At 74.6% G+C, this 13,761-nt stretch carries 14 protein-coding genes and 2 pseudogenes; 5 read left to right on the plus strand and 11 right to left on the minus strand.

What is annotated here, in order from left to right:
* Positions 1-118: 118 nt before the first annotated feature.
* The 8 genes and pseudogenes from QQK45_RS03790 to QQK45_RS03825 all read right to left on the minus strand — a co-directional run bounded on the left by QQK45_RS03790 (position 119) and on the right by QQK45_RS03825 (position 6,038).
* Entirely contained in the window at positions 119-508 is a 390-nt protein-coding gene (locus tag QQK45_RS03790; protein ID WP_284292117.1) for an Rv3654c family TadE-like protein, read from the minus strand.
* Positions 505-822 (minus strand): annotated as a pseudogene (locus QQK45_RS03795) (TadE family type IV pilus minor pilin); the annotation flags it as partial. The pseudogene QQK45_RS03795 and the gene QQK45_RS03790, both read right to left, overlap by 4 nt.
* A gap of 66 nt (positions 823-888) precedes the next feature.
* Positions 889-1,023 carry a DUF4244 domain-containing protein gene (locus QQK45_RS03800; protein WP_284292118.1) on the minus strand — a complete coding sequence of 45 codons (135 nt, stop codon included), beginning with the start codon at positions 1,021-1,023 and terminating at the stop codon, positions 889-891.
* Positions 1,024-1,030: 7 nt separating this feature from the next.
* Positions 1,031-2,572: an MFS transporter gene (locus tag QQK45_RS03805; protein WP_284292119.1), complete on the minus strand. Its 1,542-nt coding sequence runs from the start codon at positions 2,570-2,572 to the stop codon at positions 1,031-1,033.
* A 114-nt stretch (positions 2,573-2,686) separates the two neighbouring features.
* On the minus strand, positions 2,687-3,472 hold the full coding sequence (locus QQK45_RS03810) for a type II secretion system F family protein (protein WP_284292120.1): 786 nt from the start codon (positions 3,470-3,472) through the stop codon (positions 2,687-2,689).
* A gap of 645 nt (positions 3,473-4,117) precedes the next feature.
* Entirely contained in the window at positions 4,118-5,275 is a 1,158-nt protein-coding gene (locus QQK45_RS03815) for a TadA family conjugal transfer-associated ATPase (protein WP_431310218.1), read from the minus strand.
* A complete protein-coding gene (locus QQK45_RS03820; protein ID WP_284292121.1) occupies positions 5,272-5,667 on the minus strand; it encodes a hypothetical protein in 396 nt (131 codons plus the stop codon). The genes QQK45_RS03815 and QQK45_RS03820 overlap by 4 nt, the downstream gene beginning before the upstream one ends.
* Complete coding sequence (locus QQK45_RS03825) at positions 5,652-6,038, minus strand: hypothetical protein (RefSeq protein WP_284292122.1); 387 nt, start codon at positions 6,036-6,038, stop codon at positions 5,652-5,654. Before QQK45_RS03825 ends, QQK45_RS03820 begins: the two co-directional genes overlap by 16 nt.
* 117 nt (positions 6,039-6,155) lie before the next feature.
* Between QQK45_RS03825 and QQK45_RS03830 the strand changes: the two genes are divergently transcribed.
* Positions 6,156-6,830, plus strand: a complete 675-nt coding sequence (locus QQK45_RS03830) for an HAD family hydrolase (RefSeq protein ID WP_348525146.1) — start codon at positions 6,156-6,158, stop codon at positions 6,828-6,830.
* 415 nt (positions 6,831-7,245) lie between these two features.
* Here the strand turns inward: QQK45_RS03830 and QQK45_RS03835 are convergent, their stop codons facing one another.
* On the minus strand, positions 7,246-7,857 hold the full coding sequence (locus QQK45_RS03835) for a class I SAM-dependent methyltransferase (RefSeq protein ID WP_284292123.1): 612 nt from the start codon (positions 7,855-7,857) through the stop codon (positions 7,246-7,248).
* Positions 7,858-7,942: 85 nt separating this feature from the next.
* On the opposite strand from QQK45_RS03835, the gene acs reads away from it, so the two are divergent.
* Positions 7,943-10,045 carry an acetate--CoA ligase gene (acs, locus tag QQK45_RS03840; protein WP_431310219.1) on the plus strand — a complete coding sequence of 701 codons (2,103 nt, stop codon included), beginning with the start codon at positions 7,943-7,945 and terminating at the stop codon, positions 10,043-10,045.
* A gap of 46 nt (positions 10,046-10,091) precedes the next feature.
* Here the strand turns inward: acs and QQK45_RS03845 are convergent.
* Both QQK45_RS03845 and QQK45_RS03850 read right to left on the minus strand, forming a co-directional pair.
* Positions 10,092-10,758, minus strand: a pseudogene (locus QQK45_RS03845) (response regulator).
* Positions 10,737-11,891: a sensor histidine kinase gene (locus QQK45_RS03850; RefSeq protein ID WP_284292125.1), complete on the minus strand. Its 1,155-nt coding sequence runs from the start codon at positions 11,889-11,891 to the stop codon at positions 10,737-10,739. Before QQK45_RS03850 ends, QQK45_RS03845 begins: the two are co-directional and overlap by 22 nt.
* Before the next feature lie 131 nt (positions 11,892-12,022).
* Here QQK45_RS03850 and QQK45_RS03855 point away from each other — a divergent pair, with 131 nt between their 5' ends.
* From QQK45_RS03855 to QQK45_RS03865, 3 genes are read left to right on the plus strand one after another with little or no spacing between them, the layout of a single operon-like run.
* Positions 12,023-12,937: an ABC transporter ATP-binding protein gene (locus QQK45_RS03855; RefSeq protein WP_284292126.1), complete on the plus strand. Its 915-nt coding sequence runs from the start codon at positions 12,023-12,025 to the stop codon at positions 12,935-12,937.
* Positions 12,934-13,416: a hypothetical protein gene (locus QQK45_RS03860; protein WP_284292127.1), complete on the plus strand. Its 483-nt coding sequence runs from the start codon at positions 12,934-12,936 to the stop codon at positions 13,414-13,416. The genes QQK45_RS03855 and QQK45_RS03860 overlap by 4 nt, the downstream gene beginning before the upstream one ends.
* Positions 13,413-13,742: a hypothetical protein gene (locus QQK45_RS03865; RefSeq protein ID WP_284292128.1), complete on the plus strand. Its 330-nt coding sequence runs from the start codon at positions 13,413-13,415 to the stop codon at positions 13,740-13,742. The genes QQK45_RS03860 and QQK45_RS03865 overlap by 4 nt, the downstream gene beginning before the upstream one ends.
* The last annotated feature ends 19 nt before the right edge of the window (positions 13,743-13,761 follow it).

A 13,761-nucleotide genomic window follows, 5' to 3' on the forward strand; every position in this document is an offset into this window, starting at 1 on the left:
CCCTCGACGTCCTCGAGCTCTCGCCTGCAATCACGTCGACCTGGCGGATTCCGTTGCCGAGACGCCGAGCCGGCAACGGAATCCGCCAGGCCGAAGGCACCGAGGTCGCCGGTCCCTGTCACGCGCAACGGGCGGAGGCGGGGCCGGCGCGGGCTGCGGCGGTCGCGCGGGCACCGGAGCCGACGAGCCGAGCCACCCCGGGAACGTCCCGGTGCACCCCGACCCGCAGGACGCCGCCGCCCTCGTCGACGCACGCGTCGACGGTCCCGCCGTTGCGCGCTGCCACGTCCCGGACGACGGCGCACGCGTCCGCACCGTGCCGCAGCGCGTCGGCGCCCGCGAGCGCCGCGAGGTCGGCCGCGCCCTGAGCGGAGGCGTGCGCCGCCTGAGCCTGGCCGAGACCTGCGAGCACCGTGCCGAGCAGCACGACGACGGCGGCAAGCCCGAGCATCAGCACCGTGCCTGATCCGCGCTCGGCAACCGGGCCGGAGGATCGGGGAGCGGTCATGGTTCGACCCGCGCGACGGCGTGCCCCGTCGCGCGCAGCGGCCCGGCACCCAGGGGACCCAGGCGTCCGACGACCGGGACCTCGACGTCGGCCGTGACCCAGTCGCCGTCGTGCGCGAGACGGACGGAGGTCCCTGAGCCGCCGACCCGCACCGCGGCGGCCCGCTGGGCGGCGGCGTCCTCACCGAGCGCGGCGCTGCGGGCGGCAGCCGACGCGGCGTCCACCGCGCGCAGCCGCGCGACGGACGCCGCGCCGACCGTGAGGACGAGCGCCAGCACCAGCACGACCGCGGGCAGCGCCACCGCGAGCTCCGCGGTGACGCTCCCCGCTCACGCCCCGGCGCTCGTGTCGTGGCCGCTCGTCCCGTCATGGCGCCCGCCTCAGCCGACCGACAGGGCGGACGTGATGATGCCGAGGAGCAGTCCGCGCACCTCGGCGGACTTGAGGATCACGAGGAGCAGACCGGCGAAGCCGACGGCCGCGAGGGTCGCAATGGCGTACTCGGCGGTCGCCATCCCGGCTTCACGACCGGCGGCGCGCAGGCGGCCCGACGTGGGTATGGCGAGCCTCCTGCGGGCGCGGGTGAGCCGGGCCCGGACGGCCGCCGTGAGCGTCTCGAGCGGGGTCCGGGTTCGACGCGCGGCGTCGACCGCCGGCCGTGGTCGCCGTGTGGGCGGGGTGTCGAGGGCGTGCATGGGTGTCCTTCCGTCGGGCGGCACGGCGTGCCGCGGGACGGCCAGACTGGCGGGTCGCCCGCACCCCCTGCGTGCGGGCGACCGGCCGCTGTGCACGACGCCGGTCAGGCGGGCACTGTGGGTGGCTCCCCGACGGCGGCGACCGGGCTGTGGGCGCGCCGGAGCGCGACGAGGTTGAGCGCAGCGGCCGCGAGCAGGACGACGCCGGTGGCCACGAACACGGACCGGAGGCCGAGCTGTGCGGCGACGATCCCCCGAGCACCGGCCCGGCGCCCTGCCCCACGTACTGCGCGGACACGCCGTAGCCGAGGAGTCCGCCGACGGCGTCGGGTGGGGCGAGGTGCCGGACCGCGGCGGTCACGGACGGCAGCAGCCCGCCGAGGCTCAGCCCCAGCAGGACCCGCGCCACCCCGAGCTCGACGACGTTCGTCACCACGGCCTGCACGAACGCGAGCAGCCCGGCCGCGAGCAGGCAGCCGACGACGACGCGCACGTGGCCGATGCGGTCGGCGAGCCGTCCGACCCGGGGTGCGGCGAGGATGCTGCCCACGCTGGTGAGGGCGACGAGGATCCCGGCGACGCCTGCGGCGTGGGTGCGCTGCCCCAGGTCCCCGACGTACACGGTGACGACGGGTTCGATCGACATCGTCGCGAGCAGCAGCAGGCTCGAGGTGGCGAGCAGGACGAGGACGGCGCCGCGGTGGTCGACCTGCGCCCAGACCCCGGCCCGACGGCGCCCGCGCACCCGGGGCGCACGGGCGGCCGGCCGGTCCTCGCGGAGCAGGAAGAGGGTCGCCAGGAACGCGAGGAAGATGAGGCCTCCCGCGACGAGGAACGTCGGCCGCACCCCGACCCAGCCGGGCACGAACCCACCGACCAGCGGCCCGACGACGTTGCCCGCGAGCACGCCCGAGGACACGACGCCGAGCGCCCAGGCGCTGCGGTGGGACGGGGTCTGCGCAGCGACGAGGATCGTGGCGCCCGACGCGTACCCGCCGAGGACACCGACGAGCAGGCGGACCGCGACGAGCTGGTCGACGGTCTGGACGAACCCGAGCAGCGAGATCGCGACGGACATCCCGAGACTGGCCCGGACCAGCATCGACTTGCGGCCGAACCGGTCGCCGAGCCTGCCCCAGAGGGGCGCGGTGAGCGCGGCGGTCAGGAAGCACGCCCCGTACGCGATGCCCGACCAGCGCACGACGGCCGCGTCGCTCTCGACCCCGAGCTCGCGCACGAAGACGGGCAGGAACGGCACGAGGAGCGTCATGGCGACGATCGTGGTGAACGCGCCGACGGTCGCGACCGCGAGGTTGCGACGCCAGGAGGGATGCTCAGCGGTGGGGGTCTCGAGGCTCGGTGCGGTCACTCCCCTTGTCTACACCCGCCGTCCGTGTGGCGATACATTTACGCTCACTATGTGAGACGCCAGGAGAAGGGCCCGCGGAATCTCGGGCCTTCTGACGAGCGAAACATCCTCGCTTCACCCGCTCCGCAGCAGCCCGGCGCCGTACGACACGAGCACCGGCACCAGCCCCACGAGCACGAACGCCGGCAGGTAGCAGAGCCCGAGCGGGAGGACGAGACGGACCCCCAGCCGGCCTGCCGCCGTCGCGGACCGTTCGGCCCGGTCGCGCCGGAGCCGATCCGTCGCCGCGCGCAGCGCAGGCTCGGGCGGCGACCCGTGCTCCCACGTGGGGCGCAACGCGTCGCACACCACGCGCGCGACTCCGGCCCCCGCGGCTCGCCGGCCAGGGTGCGCTCCGCCTCGACCTGCGCCCCGCGGGCCGGTGCCACGCGGGACAGAGCCGCGCGGGACCGGCCGGTCCGCCGACCACGCGTCGTCCCACCCGGCGCCGAGGGCGAGCCGCGACGCCGCGGACCGCAGGGCCTCCCCGTCCGGCCCGACGAGCGCTGCCCCCACCGCGTCGAGGGCCCGCACAACGCTCGCACCCGACCGGCACGCGGCCGCGACGAGCGCGAGCACGACCTCGCCGTCGACCCGGCCGTCCGGCCCACCCACCTCGCCCGGGCCACGCACCCCGTCCGCCCCACGTCCCCCGCCCAGCCCCCGCGCGCCTGGCCCGCCGGCGCCACCTGACCCGCCGCCGTCGGGCACGCCGCCGTCGGGCACGCCGCCGTCGGGCACGCCGCCGTCTGGCCCGCCGCCGACCAACGCTCTCGCACGCTCCACGGCGGCGTCGCCGCGCACCCACCACGGCGCGAGCGCCACGAGCGCGAGGACAGCGGTCGCGACACCCGCCCCCATCCCGCTCACGCCTCCTCGCCCGCCGCGCGCGCAGCCCCACGAGCGCGCCGGTCCACCGGCGCCCGACGAGCACGAGCGCTGCCGCGGCGAGGAGCGCGAGCGTCCCGATCCCGCCCCCGAGCAGCACCCCGACGGGGTCGGCGCCGAGCGCGTATCCGAGCAGCAGCCCCGCGCCGGGCAGCCAGGCGAGGACGCGCGCCGTGGCCCGCGGCCCGGCGAGCGCCGTCTCTCGCGCGACCCGTGCGGCGTCCTCGGCGAGGGTCGCCTCGACGACGTCGTCGAGCACGGCGGCGAGCGGTGCCCCGACGTCGACGGCCAGCCGCACCCCCGCGACCACCGCGGGCACCACGCGCGGCGCCCCGAGGACGCGGACCGCGTCCCGGGCGTCGGGGACGCCCTGCGCGTCGCACCGCACCCCGACGGCGTCCCACGCACGACCCGGCGGCAGCCCGGACCGCAGCAGCGCGGCGACCTGGGTCACGACGACCACCGCGTCACCCGCGGTCGCGTCGACCCGCCGCCGGCGCCGGACGGCACCGATCGCCCCCGGCGTCGCGTCGTCCACGAGCATGTCCGCCCCGCGTCCATGCCTCCCGAGCAGGGCGCGGACCGCGACGGCGACCAGGACCCCCACGAGCACCGCCGTCACGGCTCGACCACCTCCCACCGCGGGCCGCGCCGCGGGACGCTCGCGCCGCCGCCCCAGGTCGCGGCGGCCTCGACGACGAGCTCCCCGCGCCCGTCGCGCCCCACGGCACCCAGCTCGGCGACGTAGCGCACCCGCGTCACGGGGTCGCGGCGCAGGTGCACGACGACGTCGAGGGCGCTCGCGGCCTGCGCGGCCACCGCGTCGCGGCCGAGCCCTGCGAGCGCGGCGAGCGCCTCGAGGCGTGCGGGGACGTCGGCGGCGGTGTTGGCGTGCACCGTGGCCATGCCGCCGTCGTGCCCGGTGTTGAGCGCGAGCAGCACGTCCCGGACCTCGACGCCGCGGCACTCGCCCAGGACGATCCGGTCGGGCCGCATCCGGAGCGCGTTGCGCACGAGCTCGTCGAGCCCGACGGCCCCCGACCCCTCGACGTTGGCGCGCCGGGTGCACAGGTGGACGACGTGCGGGTGCCCGGGCGCGAGCTCGCGGGCCTCCTCGACGCACACCACCCGCTCGGACGCCGGGACGAGCCCGAGGAGCGCGGCGAGCAGCGTCGTCTTGCCCGTGCCGGTCGCCCCGGACACGAGGACGTTCGCCCGACGCCGCACGAGCCCCTCCAGCGCGGGCGCCCAGGAGCACGGCAGCGCGCCTCGGGCGACGAGCTCGTCGAGCGTGAACGACCGCGGCCGGTGCGTCCGCAGCGAGATCGCGGCGCCGTCCTCGCACAGCGGCGCGACCACCGCATGGAGTCGCGTCCCGTCGGGCAGGCGCGCGTCGACCGTGGGCTGCTGGTCGTCGAGCCTCGTCCCCGACGCCGCCGCGAGCCGGACCGCGAGCGCCCGCACGTCCCGAGGCCCGCCGAGGCGGTGCGCCCAGCGGGCGAGGCCTGCGCCGCGGTCGAACCAGACCGTGCCGTCGGGGTTGACGAGGACGTCGGTCACGTCCGCGTCGTCGAGCAGCGGCTGGACGGCGCCCGCCCCGACGAGCTCGGCCCGCACCTGCCGGGCCAGCCCCGCGAGCACCTGGGACCCGACGACCCGGCCGCTGCGGCGCAGCGCGTCCTCGACCTCGCCGAGCGTGGGTGTGCCCCCGGCGTCGCCGAGGGCTGCCCGCACCTGGTCGACGAGCGCCCCGTCCGGCCCGGTGTCCACGCTCACCGGTCCACCCTCGCGACGGCTACGTCCAGCACCCGCTCGGCCGCACGACGCAGCGCGGTGCCGTGCCCGACGGGCGGTCCGTCACCCCGTTCGACGGCGGCCCGCGCCCCGCGGACCCGGCCGACGTGCGCGGCGACGGGGATGTCGAGAGCGGTGGCGACGTCGTCGGGGGCGAGGCGCCCGGGCGCAGGCCCGCAGGTGACGACGAGCTCGACCGGCTCGACGGCACCGACGGGCGCACCCGTCCGCACGGCGCGCCACGCGAGCGCTCCGGCGAGCCCGGGCACGGTCAACGGCACGACGAGCACCACGTGCGTCGCGGCGTCGGGCACCTCGCCCCGGCCGGCGTCCACGACGACCGTCCGGTGCCGCGCGGTCAGAGCACGGAGCACGTCCGCGGCCACCGTTCGGTCAGGCGGCGCAGGGCGCCGGCGGTCGGCGCTGAGGACGCCGACGCCGCGTCGGTGCGGGAGCGACGACGCCAGCAGGTCCGGGTCGACGTCGCCGCGGGCGGCCGCGAGGTCGGGCCAGCGCGCCCCCTCGCTGCCCTCGAGCCCGAGGAGGACGTCGATCCCGCCGCCCCCGCGAGGTCGACGAGCGCGGCGCCGTCGCGCGCGGCCACCGCCAGCGCGACGGCGAGGCTCGACGCCCCGACCCCGCCGACCGCACCGACGACCGCGAGGACGAGCCCGCCGCTCGGCTCCCCGCGCGTCGAGGACGACCGGCCGAGCAGCGACGAGACGGTTCCGGGAGCGAGCACCATGCGCGACAGCCTGACCCACCCAGCCCCGCCGCCTCCTCAGGTCGGCGCACGGATGTGCACAGGATCCCCCGCGCTTCGCCCTGTGGTCGACGGTGGGTACCCGGATACCCTCGCATCGTGACGAAAGCGACGGCGGCGGCGTTCTTCGACCTCGACAAGACGATCATCGCGACGACCTCCACCTCGGCGTTCGCCCGTGACTTCTACGCCCACGGCCTCGTCTCGCGCGCCGACGCCCTGCGCAGCGCCTACGCGCACTTCCTGTACCTCGTCGGGAGCGCAGACGCCGACCAGACCGAGCGCCTGCGCGCCCAGCTCAGCACCCTCGTTGCCGGGTGGGACGTCGCGCAGGTCAAGGAGATCGTCGCCGACGCCCTCGACTCGACGATCAACCCGCACGTCTACCAGGAGGCCGTCGAGCTGATCCGCCGCCACCACGACGCCGGGCTCGACGTGATCATCGTGTCCGCGTCGGCGTCGGAGCTCGTCGAGCCGATCGCCGCGGTCCTCGGCGCGGACGGGTTCGTCGCGACCCGCATGGAGATCGCCCGCGGCCACTACACCGGCAAGATCGACTTCTACGCGTACGGCGAGCACAAGGGTGAGGCGATCCGGGAGCTCGCCGCGCGGCGCGGCTACGACCTCGGCGCCAGCTACGCCTACTCGGACTCCATCACCGACCTGCCGATGCTGGGCGTCGTCGGGCACGCGTTCGCCGTGAACCCCGACAAGGCGCTGCGGGCCGCCGCGCTCGAACGTGGCTGGGGGTCCTCGCGTTCGGGCGTGCCGTGACCCTCCGGTCAGCCCTCACGTCCCGACCCGCGCTCGCCGTGGCCGGAGCGATGACGCTCGCCGGGGTGGGCGCCGTCGTCTGGCGGGCGCTGCGCCGACGGAGCGCCTGAGACCGCACCGGGACGCCTGGGCAACGGTCGAACACGCTGTGCGCTCGAACACGGTGTGCACGTTCGTGCTTCCACCCGGCCACGGGTTGAGTTCCGCGCGCCGTCGGCGTCCCATGGAGGGACAGCACCACAGAGCGGGAGCGGGACCCACGCCCGACCTGTCCGTCTACGTGACACGTCGACCGGGACGCCAGGACACGTTCCACGGCCACCCGTCGCGACGGCTTCGACGACACGGCGCCTGATCCCCGCCCCGCAACGCTGGCGACGTCGGCGTCCCCGGTCCGGGGCGCCGCCTTCGTGTCTCAGGCGGAGACCTCGCCTTCATAGAGGTGGAAGAAGACCCGGGGCATCGCAGGCTCCGACGTTGCCATGCGGACGACGTGCAGCCCTGCCTCCTCGCACATAGCCGGGACGTCGCGGTCCAGATGGCAGCCACCGGCGAGGTGGGGCCACCACCTGGTGGTGCTCCGCTGCCGACGCGCGACCCGCTCCTCACCCGCGAGACCGTGCTCGAGCAGGTGCAGCGTCCCGCCCGGTCGGAGCACCCTTGCCACCTCGCACAGCGCGGCAACGGGATCGGGGACCGTGCACAGCGTGAACGTCGTGAGCGCGAAGTCGACGCTCGCGTCGTCGAGCGGGATGGATTGGGCGTCCGCTCCGGCCCGGAGGACCTGCACGGGGGACGCTGCTCGCAGCGTCCCGGACCGGCTCCACGCCGCGTCCGAGGGGTCGACGGCCAGGACGCGCCGCACGCCCGCCGGATACCAAGGCACGTTCGTCCCGGTCCCGAACCCGATCTCGAGGACCGTTCCCGCCAGCCCCGCGCACACACGCTCGCGGTACGACGACACCGTGCGCGAGCCGAGCAGCCGCGCGGCGACGCGCGCGACGACCTGGTCGTCCCACCATCCCATGCGGCCTCCTCGCCCGTGACGCGACCATCGTCGCGCGATGAGGCGCGGTCCGTCGACCACCGGCATTTGCGACCACCCCGACCGAATGCAGGTACAGTGCAGGCGACGTGACCGCCGTCACCCGGGCGCACTACGCTCGCGGGACGACGACCGCACCAGAGTCGATGCGAATACGGAGGACGACGTGCCCGAGAACTCGAGCCTCGAGAACCTGCTCACGGAGACCCGGAGCTTCCCACCCAGCCCCGAGTTCGCCGCGCAGGCGAACGCCCAGGCAGGCATGTACGACGAGGCGCGCGCCGACCGGCTCGCGTTCTGGGCGAAGCAGGCCAACGAGCTGCTCACCTGGAAGACCCCGTTCACCCAGACCCTCGACTGGTCCGATGCGCCCGTCGCACGCTGGTTCGCCGACGGCACGCTGAACGCCGCGTACAACGCGGTCGACCGGCACGTCGAGGCGGGCCGGGGCGACCGGGTCGCGATCCACTTCGAGGGCGAGCCCGGCGACACCCGCACCGTCACCTACGCCGACCTGCAGCGCGAGGTCTCGCGGGCCGCGAACGCGATCGCCGCGCTGGGCGTCGAGTCGGGCGACCGCGTGGTCATCTACCTGCCGATGCTCGTCGAGTCGGTCGTCGCGATGCTCGCGTGCGCGCGCCTCGGCGCCCCGCACTCCGTCGTGTTCGGCGGGTTCTCCGCGGACGCCCTGCGCAGCCGCATCGCCGACGCCGAGGCCAAGCTCGTCATCACCGCCGACGGCGGCTACCGGCGCGGCGCACCGTCCGCCCTCAAGCCCGCGGTCGACGAGGCGCTCGAGCCCCGCGACGGCGAGGCACCGACGACCGTCGAGCACGTCCTCGTCGTCAAGCGCACCGGCCAGGACACGGCCTGGACCGAGGGCCGCGACATCTGGTGGGACGACGCGCTCGAGTCCGCCGACGTGCGTCACGAACCTGTGTGGGTCGAGGCCGAGCACCCGCTGTACATCCTCCACACGTCGGGGACGACGGGGAAGCCGAAGGGCATCCTCCACACGACCGGCGGCTACCTCACGCAGGCCGCGTTCACGCACAAGAACGTGTTCGACCTCAAGGCCGAGACCGACGTCTACTGGTGCACCGCGGACATCGGCTGGGTCACCGGCCACTCGTACGTCGTCTACGGGCCGCTCATCAACGGCGCGACCCAGCTCATCTACGAGGGCACCCCCGACACCCCGCACCGCGGCCGCTGGTGGGAGCTCGTCGAGAAGTACAAGGTCTCGATCCTGTACACGGCTCCGACAGCCATCCGCACGTGCATGAAGTGGGGCGAGGACATCCCCGCGAAGTTCGACCTGTCGTCGCTGCGGGTCCTCGGCTCGGTGGGCGAGCCCATCAACCCCGAGGCGTGGATGTGGTACCGCCGCGTCATCGGCGGCGACAAGGCGCCGATCGTCGACACGTGGTGGCAGACCGAGACCGGCGCCATCATGATCTCCCCGCTCCCCGGCGTCACCGCGACGAAGCCCGGCTCCGCCCAGGTGCCGCTGCCCGGCATCGTCGCGGACGTCGTCGACGACGAGGCGCACTCCGTCCCGAACGGCGGCGGCGGGTACCTCGTCCTGTCCGAGCCGTGGCCTTCCATGCTGCGCGGCATCTGGGGCGACCTCGAGCGCTACAAGGACACGTACTGGTCGCGGTTCCCCGGCATCTACTTCGCGGGCGACGGCGCCAAGAAGGACGACGACGGCGACATCTGGCTGCTCGGCCGGGTCGACGACGTCATGAACGTGTCCGGGCACCGGCTCTCGACCACCGAGATCGAGTCGGCGCTCGTGTCGCACGAGATCGTCGCCGAGGCCGCCGTCGTGGGCGCCGCGGACGAGACCACCGGCCAGGCCGTCGTCGCGTTCGTGATCCTGCGCGGCGAGCACGCCGACCGGGCCGCGACCGAGGACGGCTCGACCGAGGTCCAGACGGCGCTGCGCAACCACGTCGCCAAGGAGATCGGGCCGATCGCGAAGCCGCGCCGCATCCTCGTCGTCCCGGAGCTCCCCAAGACCCGGTCCGGCAAGATCATGCGCCGCCTGCTGCGCGACGTCGCGGAGAACCGCACCGTCGGCGACGCGACCACCCTCGCCGACTCGTCCGTCATGGACCTCATCTCGGCCGGGCTCGCGGGACCCGCGGCGTCGTCGGAGGACTGACCGCTCCCCGCCCCTGGCCGACCACGGGATCCGCGTCCTCGGCGGTTCAGCTCCCCGCGGCGTCGAGGACGCAGATCGCGACCTGCACCCGGTTGTCGACGCCGAGCTTGGTGAACACGTGCCCGACGTGCGCCTTCACGGTCGGCACGCTCAGGTACAGCTCCTGCGCGATCTGCGCGTTGCTGAGCCCCGGGCGACGGCGTCGGCGATCTCCCGCTCGCGGTCCGTGAGGAGGGCGAGCCGCTCGCGCGCGTGCGCGGCCCGGCCCGGCCCCTGCTGCGTCGTGACCCGCTCGATCAGGGTCCGGACGACGGCGGGCGAGAGCATCGGCTCCCCGAGGCGACCCGACGCACGGCGTCGACGATGTCCGCGGGCGGCGTGTCCTTGAGCAGGAACCCGGCGGCGCCGGCGCTGAGCGCCCGGACGACGTGGTCGTCGGCCCCGAACGTCGTGAGCACGATGACGCGCGGCGGCATGGGCACCGACCGCAGGCGCGCGGTGGCCTCGATCCCGTCCATGACGGGCATCCGGATGTCCATGAGCACGACGTCGGGCCGCTGCTGCTCGACGAGCGCGAGTGCCGCGCGGCCGTCGTCGGCCTGCCCGACGATCTCCAGGTCGGAGGCCCCGCCGAGGATGAGGCCGAGACCGCTGCGGACGAGGGGGTCGTCGTCGACGAGGACGACCCGGATCACTGCTGCCACGGCAGCCATGCTTCCAGGACGAACGCCCCGGGGTCCTCCCGGACCTCGAGCCGCCCGCCCGCGAGCTCGACGCGCTCGCGCATGCCGACGAGCCCGAGCCCCGCGCCGGTCGCGGCGGTCGGGTCGGCGAGGCCGTTGCGGCCGTTGCGCACGACGACGCGCAGCCAGCCGTCCGGTGCCCCGCCGACCGCGACGGTGACGGGCGAGCCGGGCGCGTGCTTCCGGGCGTTGGTCAGCCCCTCCTGGACGAGCCGGTACACGGTGCGGCCGATGCGGTCGGGCACGGCCGGCCCGTCGGGGACGTCGACGTCGAGCAGGACCCGGACCCCGGCCGCCGTGGCCTCGTCGGCGAGCTCGCGCAGGTCGGCGAGGGTCGGCTGGGGGCGGGTCGGCTCGCTCTCCCGCAGCACGCCGAGCACCTCCCGCAGCTCGACGAGCGCCTCGTGGGAGGTCGAGGAGATCAGCGCCGCGGTCTCGTGGACCCGCTCGGGCGGCAGGTCAGTCCGGTAGGCGAGCGCCCCGGCGTGCATGCTGATGAGCGAGATCCGGTGCGCGAGGACGTCGTGCATCTCGCGCGCGATCCGCTCGCGCTCGAGGGCGCGCGCCCGCTCGACCTGCAGCTCCTGCTGGCGTTCGGCCTGGTCGGCGCGATCCCGCAGCGACCAGAGAAGCTCGCGCCGCGAACCGACGTACAGACCCCAGACGACGAACGCGGCGGTCACCACGACGGCGAACACGAGGTTGACCCACCAGGAGTCGTCGGTCGTGTGCGGCACGACGAGGTTGAACACGAGCCCGGAGGCGACGCTCACGAGACCGACGCCGACGAGGCGCGGGACCTCGCGCCGCGTCGCGAGCGACACGAGCGCGAGCGACGCAGGACCGACGGACGACGCCGACAGCACTCCGAAGCAGGCCAGCAGGAGCGCGATGGCGAAGGGGTTCCGTCGCCGGTTCACCACGAGGACGAAGGACAAGAGCCCGAGCACGAGGTCGGCCCAGAACACCCACGGCCGGTGCGTGGCCTCGGCGTCGGCGACCTGAGACCAGGTCAGGAGCGAGACGAGGAACGCAAGGACGAGCCGCCACGTCTGACCCCACCGCGTCAGCGGCGGGGCGTACTGGTCAGGAGGGGCGGGCACCCTCACACCCTAGGAGCGCCGTCCGCCCGCGGCAGCGATCGCAGGTCTCGGGAGGGCTGCGACTTTGGTATCGGACACGTCCAGCCCGTGGTCCGATGCGCCGACCCGTGCCGGGCCACGAGGCTGGACGCATGATCAGCTTCGAGAACGTGAGCAAGAGATACGGCGGCTTCACCGCCGTCGACGACGTCTCGTTCGTCGCCCGGTCAGGTCGGGTGACAGGCTTCCTCGGCCCGAACGGCGCGGGGAAGTCGACGAGCATGCGCATCATGGCGGGACTCACCCTGCCGGACCGTGGCATCGCGACGATCGGCGGGCACAAGTACGCCGACATCCCCAATCCCGGTCGGCACGTGGGCATCCTGCTCGACGCGTCCGCCCAGCACGTGGGCCGCACGGGCCGCGAGGTCCTGACCATCTCGGCGATGACGATGGGCCTCCCGGAGTCCCACGTTGACGAGATGCTCGAGACCGTCGGGCTCACGCCCGCTGAGGCCAAGCGCCGCGTCAGGAACTACTCGCTCGGCATGCGGCAGCGGCTCGGCATCGCGAACGCCCTCATCGGCAAGCCGTCCGTCCTCATCCTCGATGAGCCGGCCAACGGGCTCGACCCTGCCGGCATCCACTGGATGCGCGGCCTCTTGCGCGACTTCGCCGCCGACGGCGGGACGGTCCTGCTGTCGTCGCACCTCTTGCACGAGGTCGAGATGATCGCAGACGACATGGTCCTCATCGGTCGCGGCCGCATTGTCGCGCAGGGCGCGAAGCACGAGCTGCTGCGGACGGCGGGGACATTCGTCCGCGCTGAAGACCCGGCGCTCCTGGCCAAGGCGCTGGTCGGTGCCGGCATCTCCGCCTCGGCCTCGGGCGACGGCGGGCTGCGCACCGATGCCGAACCGATCGCAGTCGGCCGGGCGGCTGCTGCCGTGGGAGCCGTCCTCCTCGAGCTGCGCCCCGCCGAGGGCGCCGGTCTGGAGGAGATGTTCCTCCAGCTCACCGCGTCCGACGCCCGTGAGTCCGTGACCACCCAAGGAGCCTCGGCATGACCTCCGTCGCCACCAACCCGAACTTCCCCGCGACCAACGGCGGGGCCCGAGACACGCTCGACCTGTCCTCGACCCCCACCGTTCCGCTGACCCGTCTCATCCGGGTCGAGATGCGCAAGATGCGGGACACCCGAGCCGGGACGTGGCTCCTGGCCGTCGTCGGTGTGGTCGCCGTCGCCGTCATGGTGGGCGTCTTCGTCTTCGGCGACGAGGAGGACCGGACGTTCTTCAACCTGCTCGGTGTCGCGTCCGTGCCGTTGAGCTTCATGCTCCCGGTCCTCGGCATCCTGCTGGTCTGCTCCGAGTGGGGTCAGCGGACGGCCCTCGTCACGTTCACGCTCACCCCGCACCGGGGCCGCGTGCTCGGCGCCAAGGTCGCCGCAGCCCTGCTCTTCGCTCTCAGCGCGATCGTGGTCGCCGCGATCCCTGCTGCGGTCCTCGCGCTCGTCGGCGGCGCGGCAGACCCTGGGCCGACGTGAGCGTCGGGATGCTGGGCCGTGTCCTGCTGGCGTTCGTGCTCGGCGTCGCCTGGGGCCTCGCCTTCGGTGCCGCGCTGCTCAACTCAGCGCTGGCGATCGTCGCCTACTTCCTGGTGCCGACCCTGATCAGCATCGTAGGCGGGATCTGGAGCAGCCTCAGCGACAAGATCATCTGGTTCGACCTGAACCAGTCCAGCTCGGCGCTGTACGGGACGGACTCCATGACGGGTTCCGACTGGGCGCACATCGGGACGGGCGCGCTCCTGTGGATCGTCGTGCCGGGCGTGATCGGCACCTGGCGCGTCCTGCGCTCCGAGGTCAAGTAGATCCGTGCCCGCCCGACGA

The organism is Luteimicrobium album (assembly GCF_030161555.1).
Taxonomy (GTDB): domain Bacteria; phylum Actinomycetota; class Actinomycetes; order Actinomycetales; family Cellulomonadaceae; genus Luteimicrobium; species Luteimicrobium album.

Bases quoted from the DNA above. Each gene is read 5' to 3' on its own strand.
- QQK45_RS03790 (WP_284292117.1), bottom strand. From the start codon at position 508: ATGACCGCTCCCCGATCCTCCGGCCCGGTTGCCGAGCGCGGATCAGGC.
- QQK45_RS03860 (WP_284292127.1), top strand. From the start codon at position 12,934: ATGACCTCCGTCGCCACCAACCCGAACTTCCCCGCGACCAACGGCGGG.
- QQK45_RS03800 (WP_284292118.1), bottom strand. From the start codon at position 1,023: ATGGCGACCGCCGAGTACGCCATTGCGACCCTCGCGGCCGTCGGCTTC.
- QQK45_RS03855 (WP_284292126.1), top strand. From the start codon at position 12,023: ATGATCAGCTTCGAGAACGTGAGCAAGAGATACGGCGGCTTCACCGCC.
- QQK45_RS03835 (WP_284292123.1), bottom strand. From the start codon at position 7,857: ATGGGATGGTGGGACGACCAGGTCGTCGCGCGCGTCGCCGCGCGGCTG.
- QQK45_RS03825 (WP_284292122.1), bottom strand. From the start codon at position 6,038: ATGGTGCTCGCTCCCGGAACCGTCTCGTCGCTGCTCGGCCGGTCGTCC.
- QQK45_RS03810 (WP_284292120.1), bottom strand. From the start codon at position 3,472: ATGGGGGCGGGTGTCGCGACCGCTGTCCTCGCGCTCGTGGCGCTCGCG.
- acs (WP_431310219.1), top strand. From the start codon at position 7,943: ATGCAGGTACAGTGCAGGCGACGTGACCGCCGTCACCCGGGCGCACTA.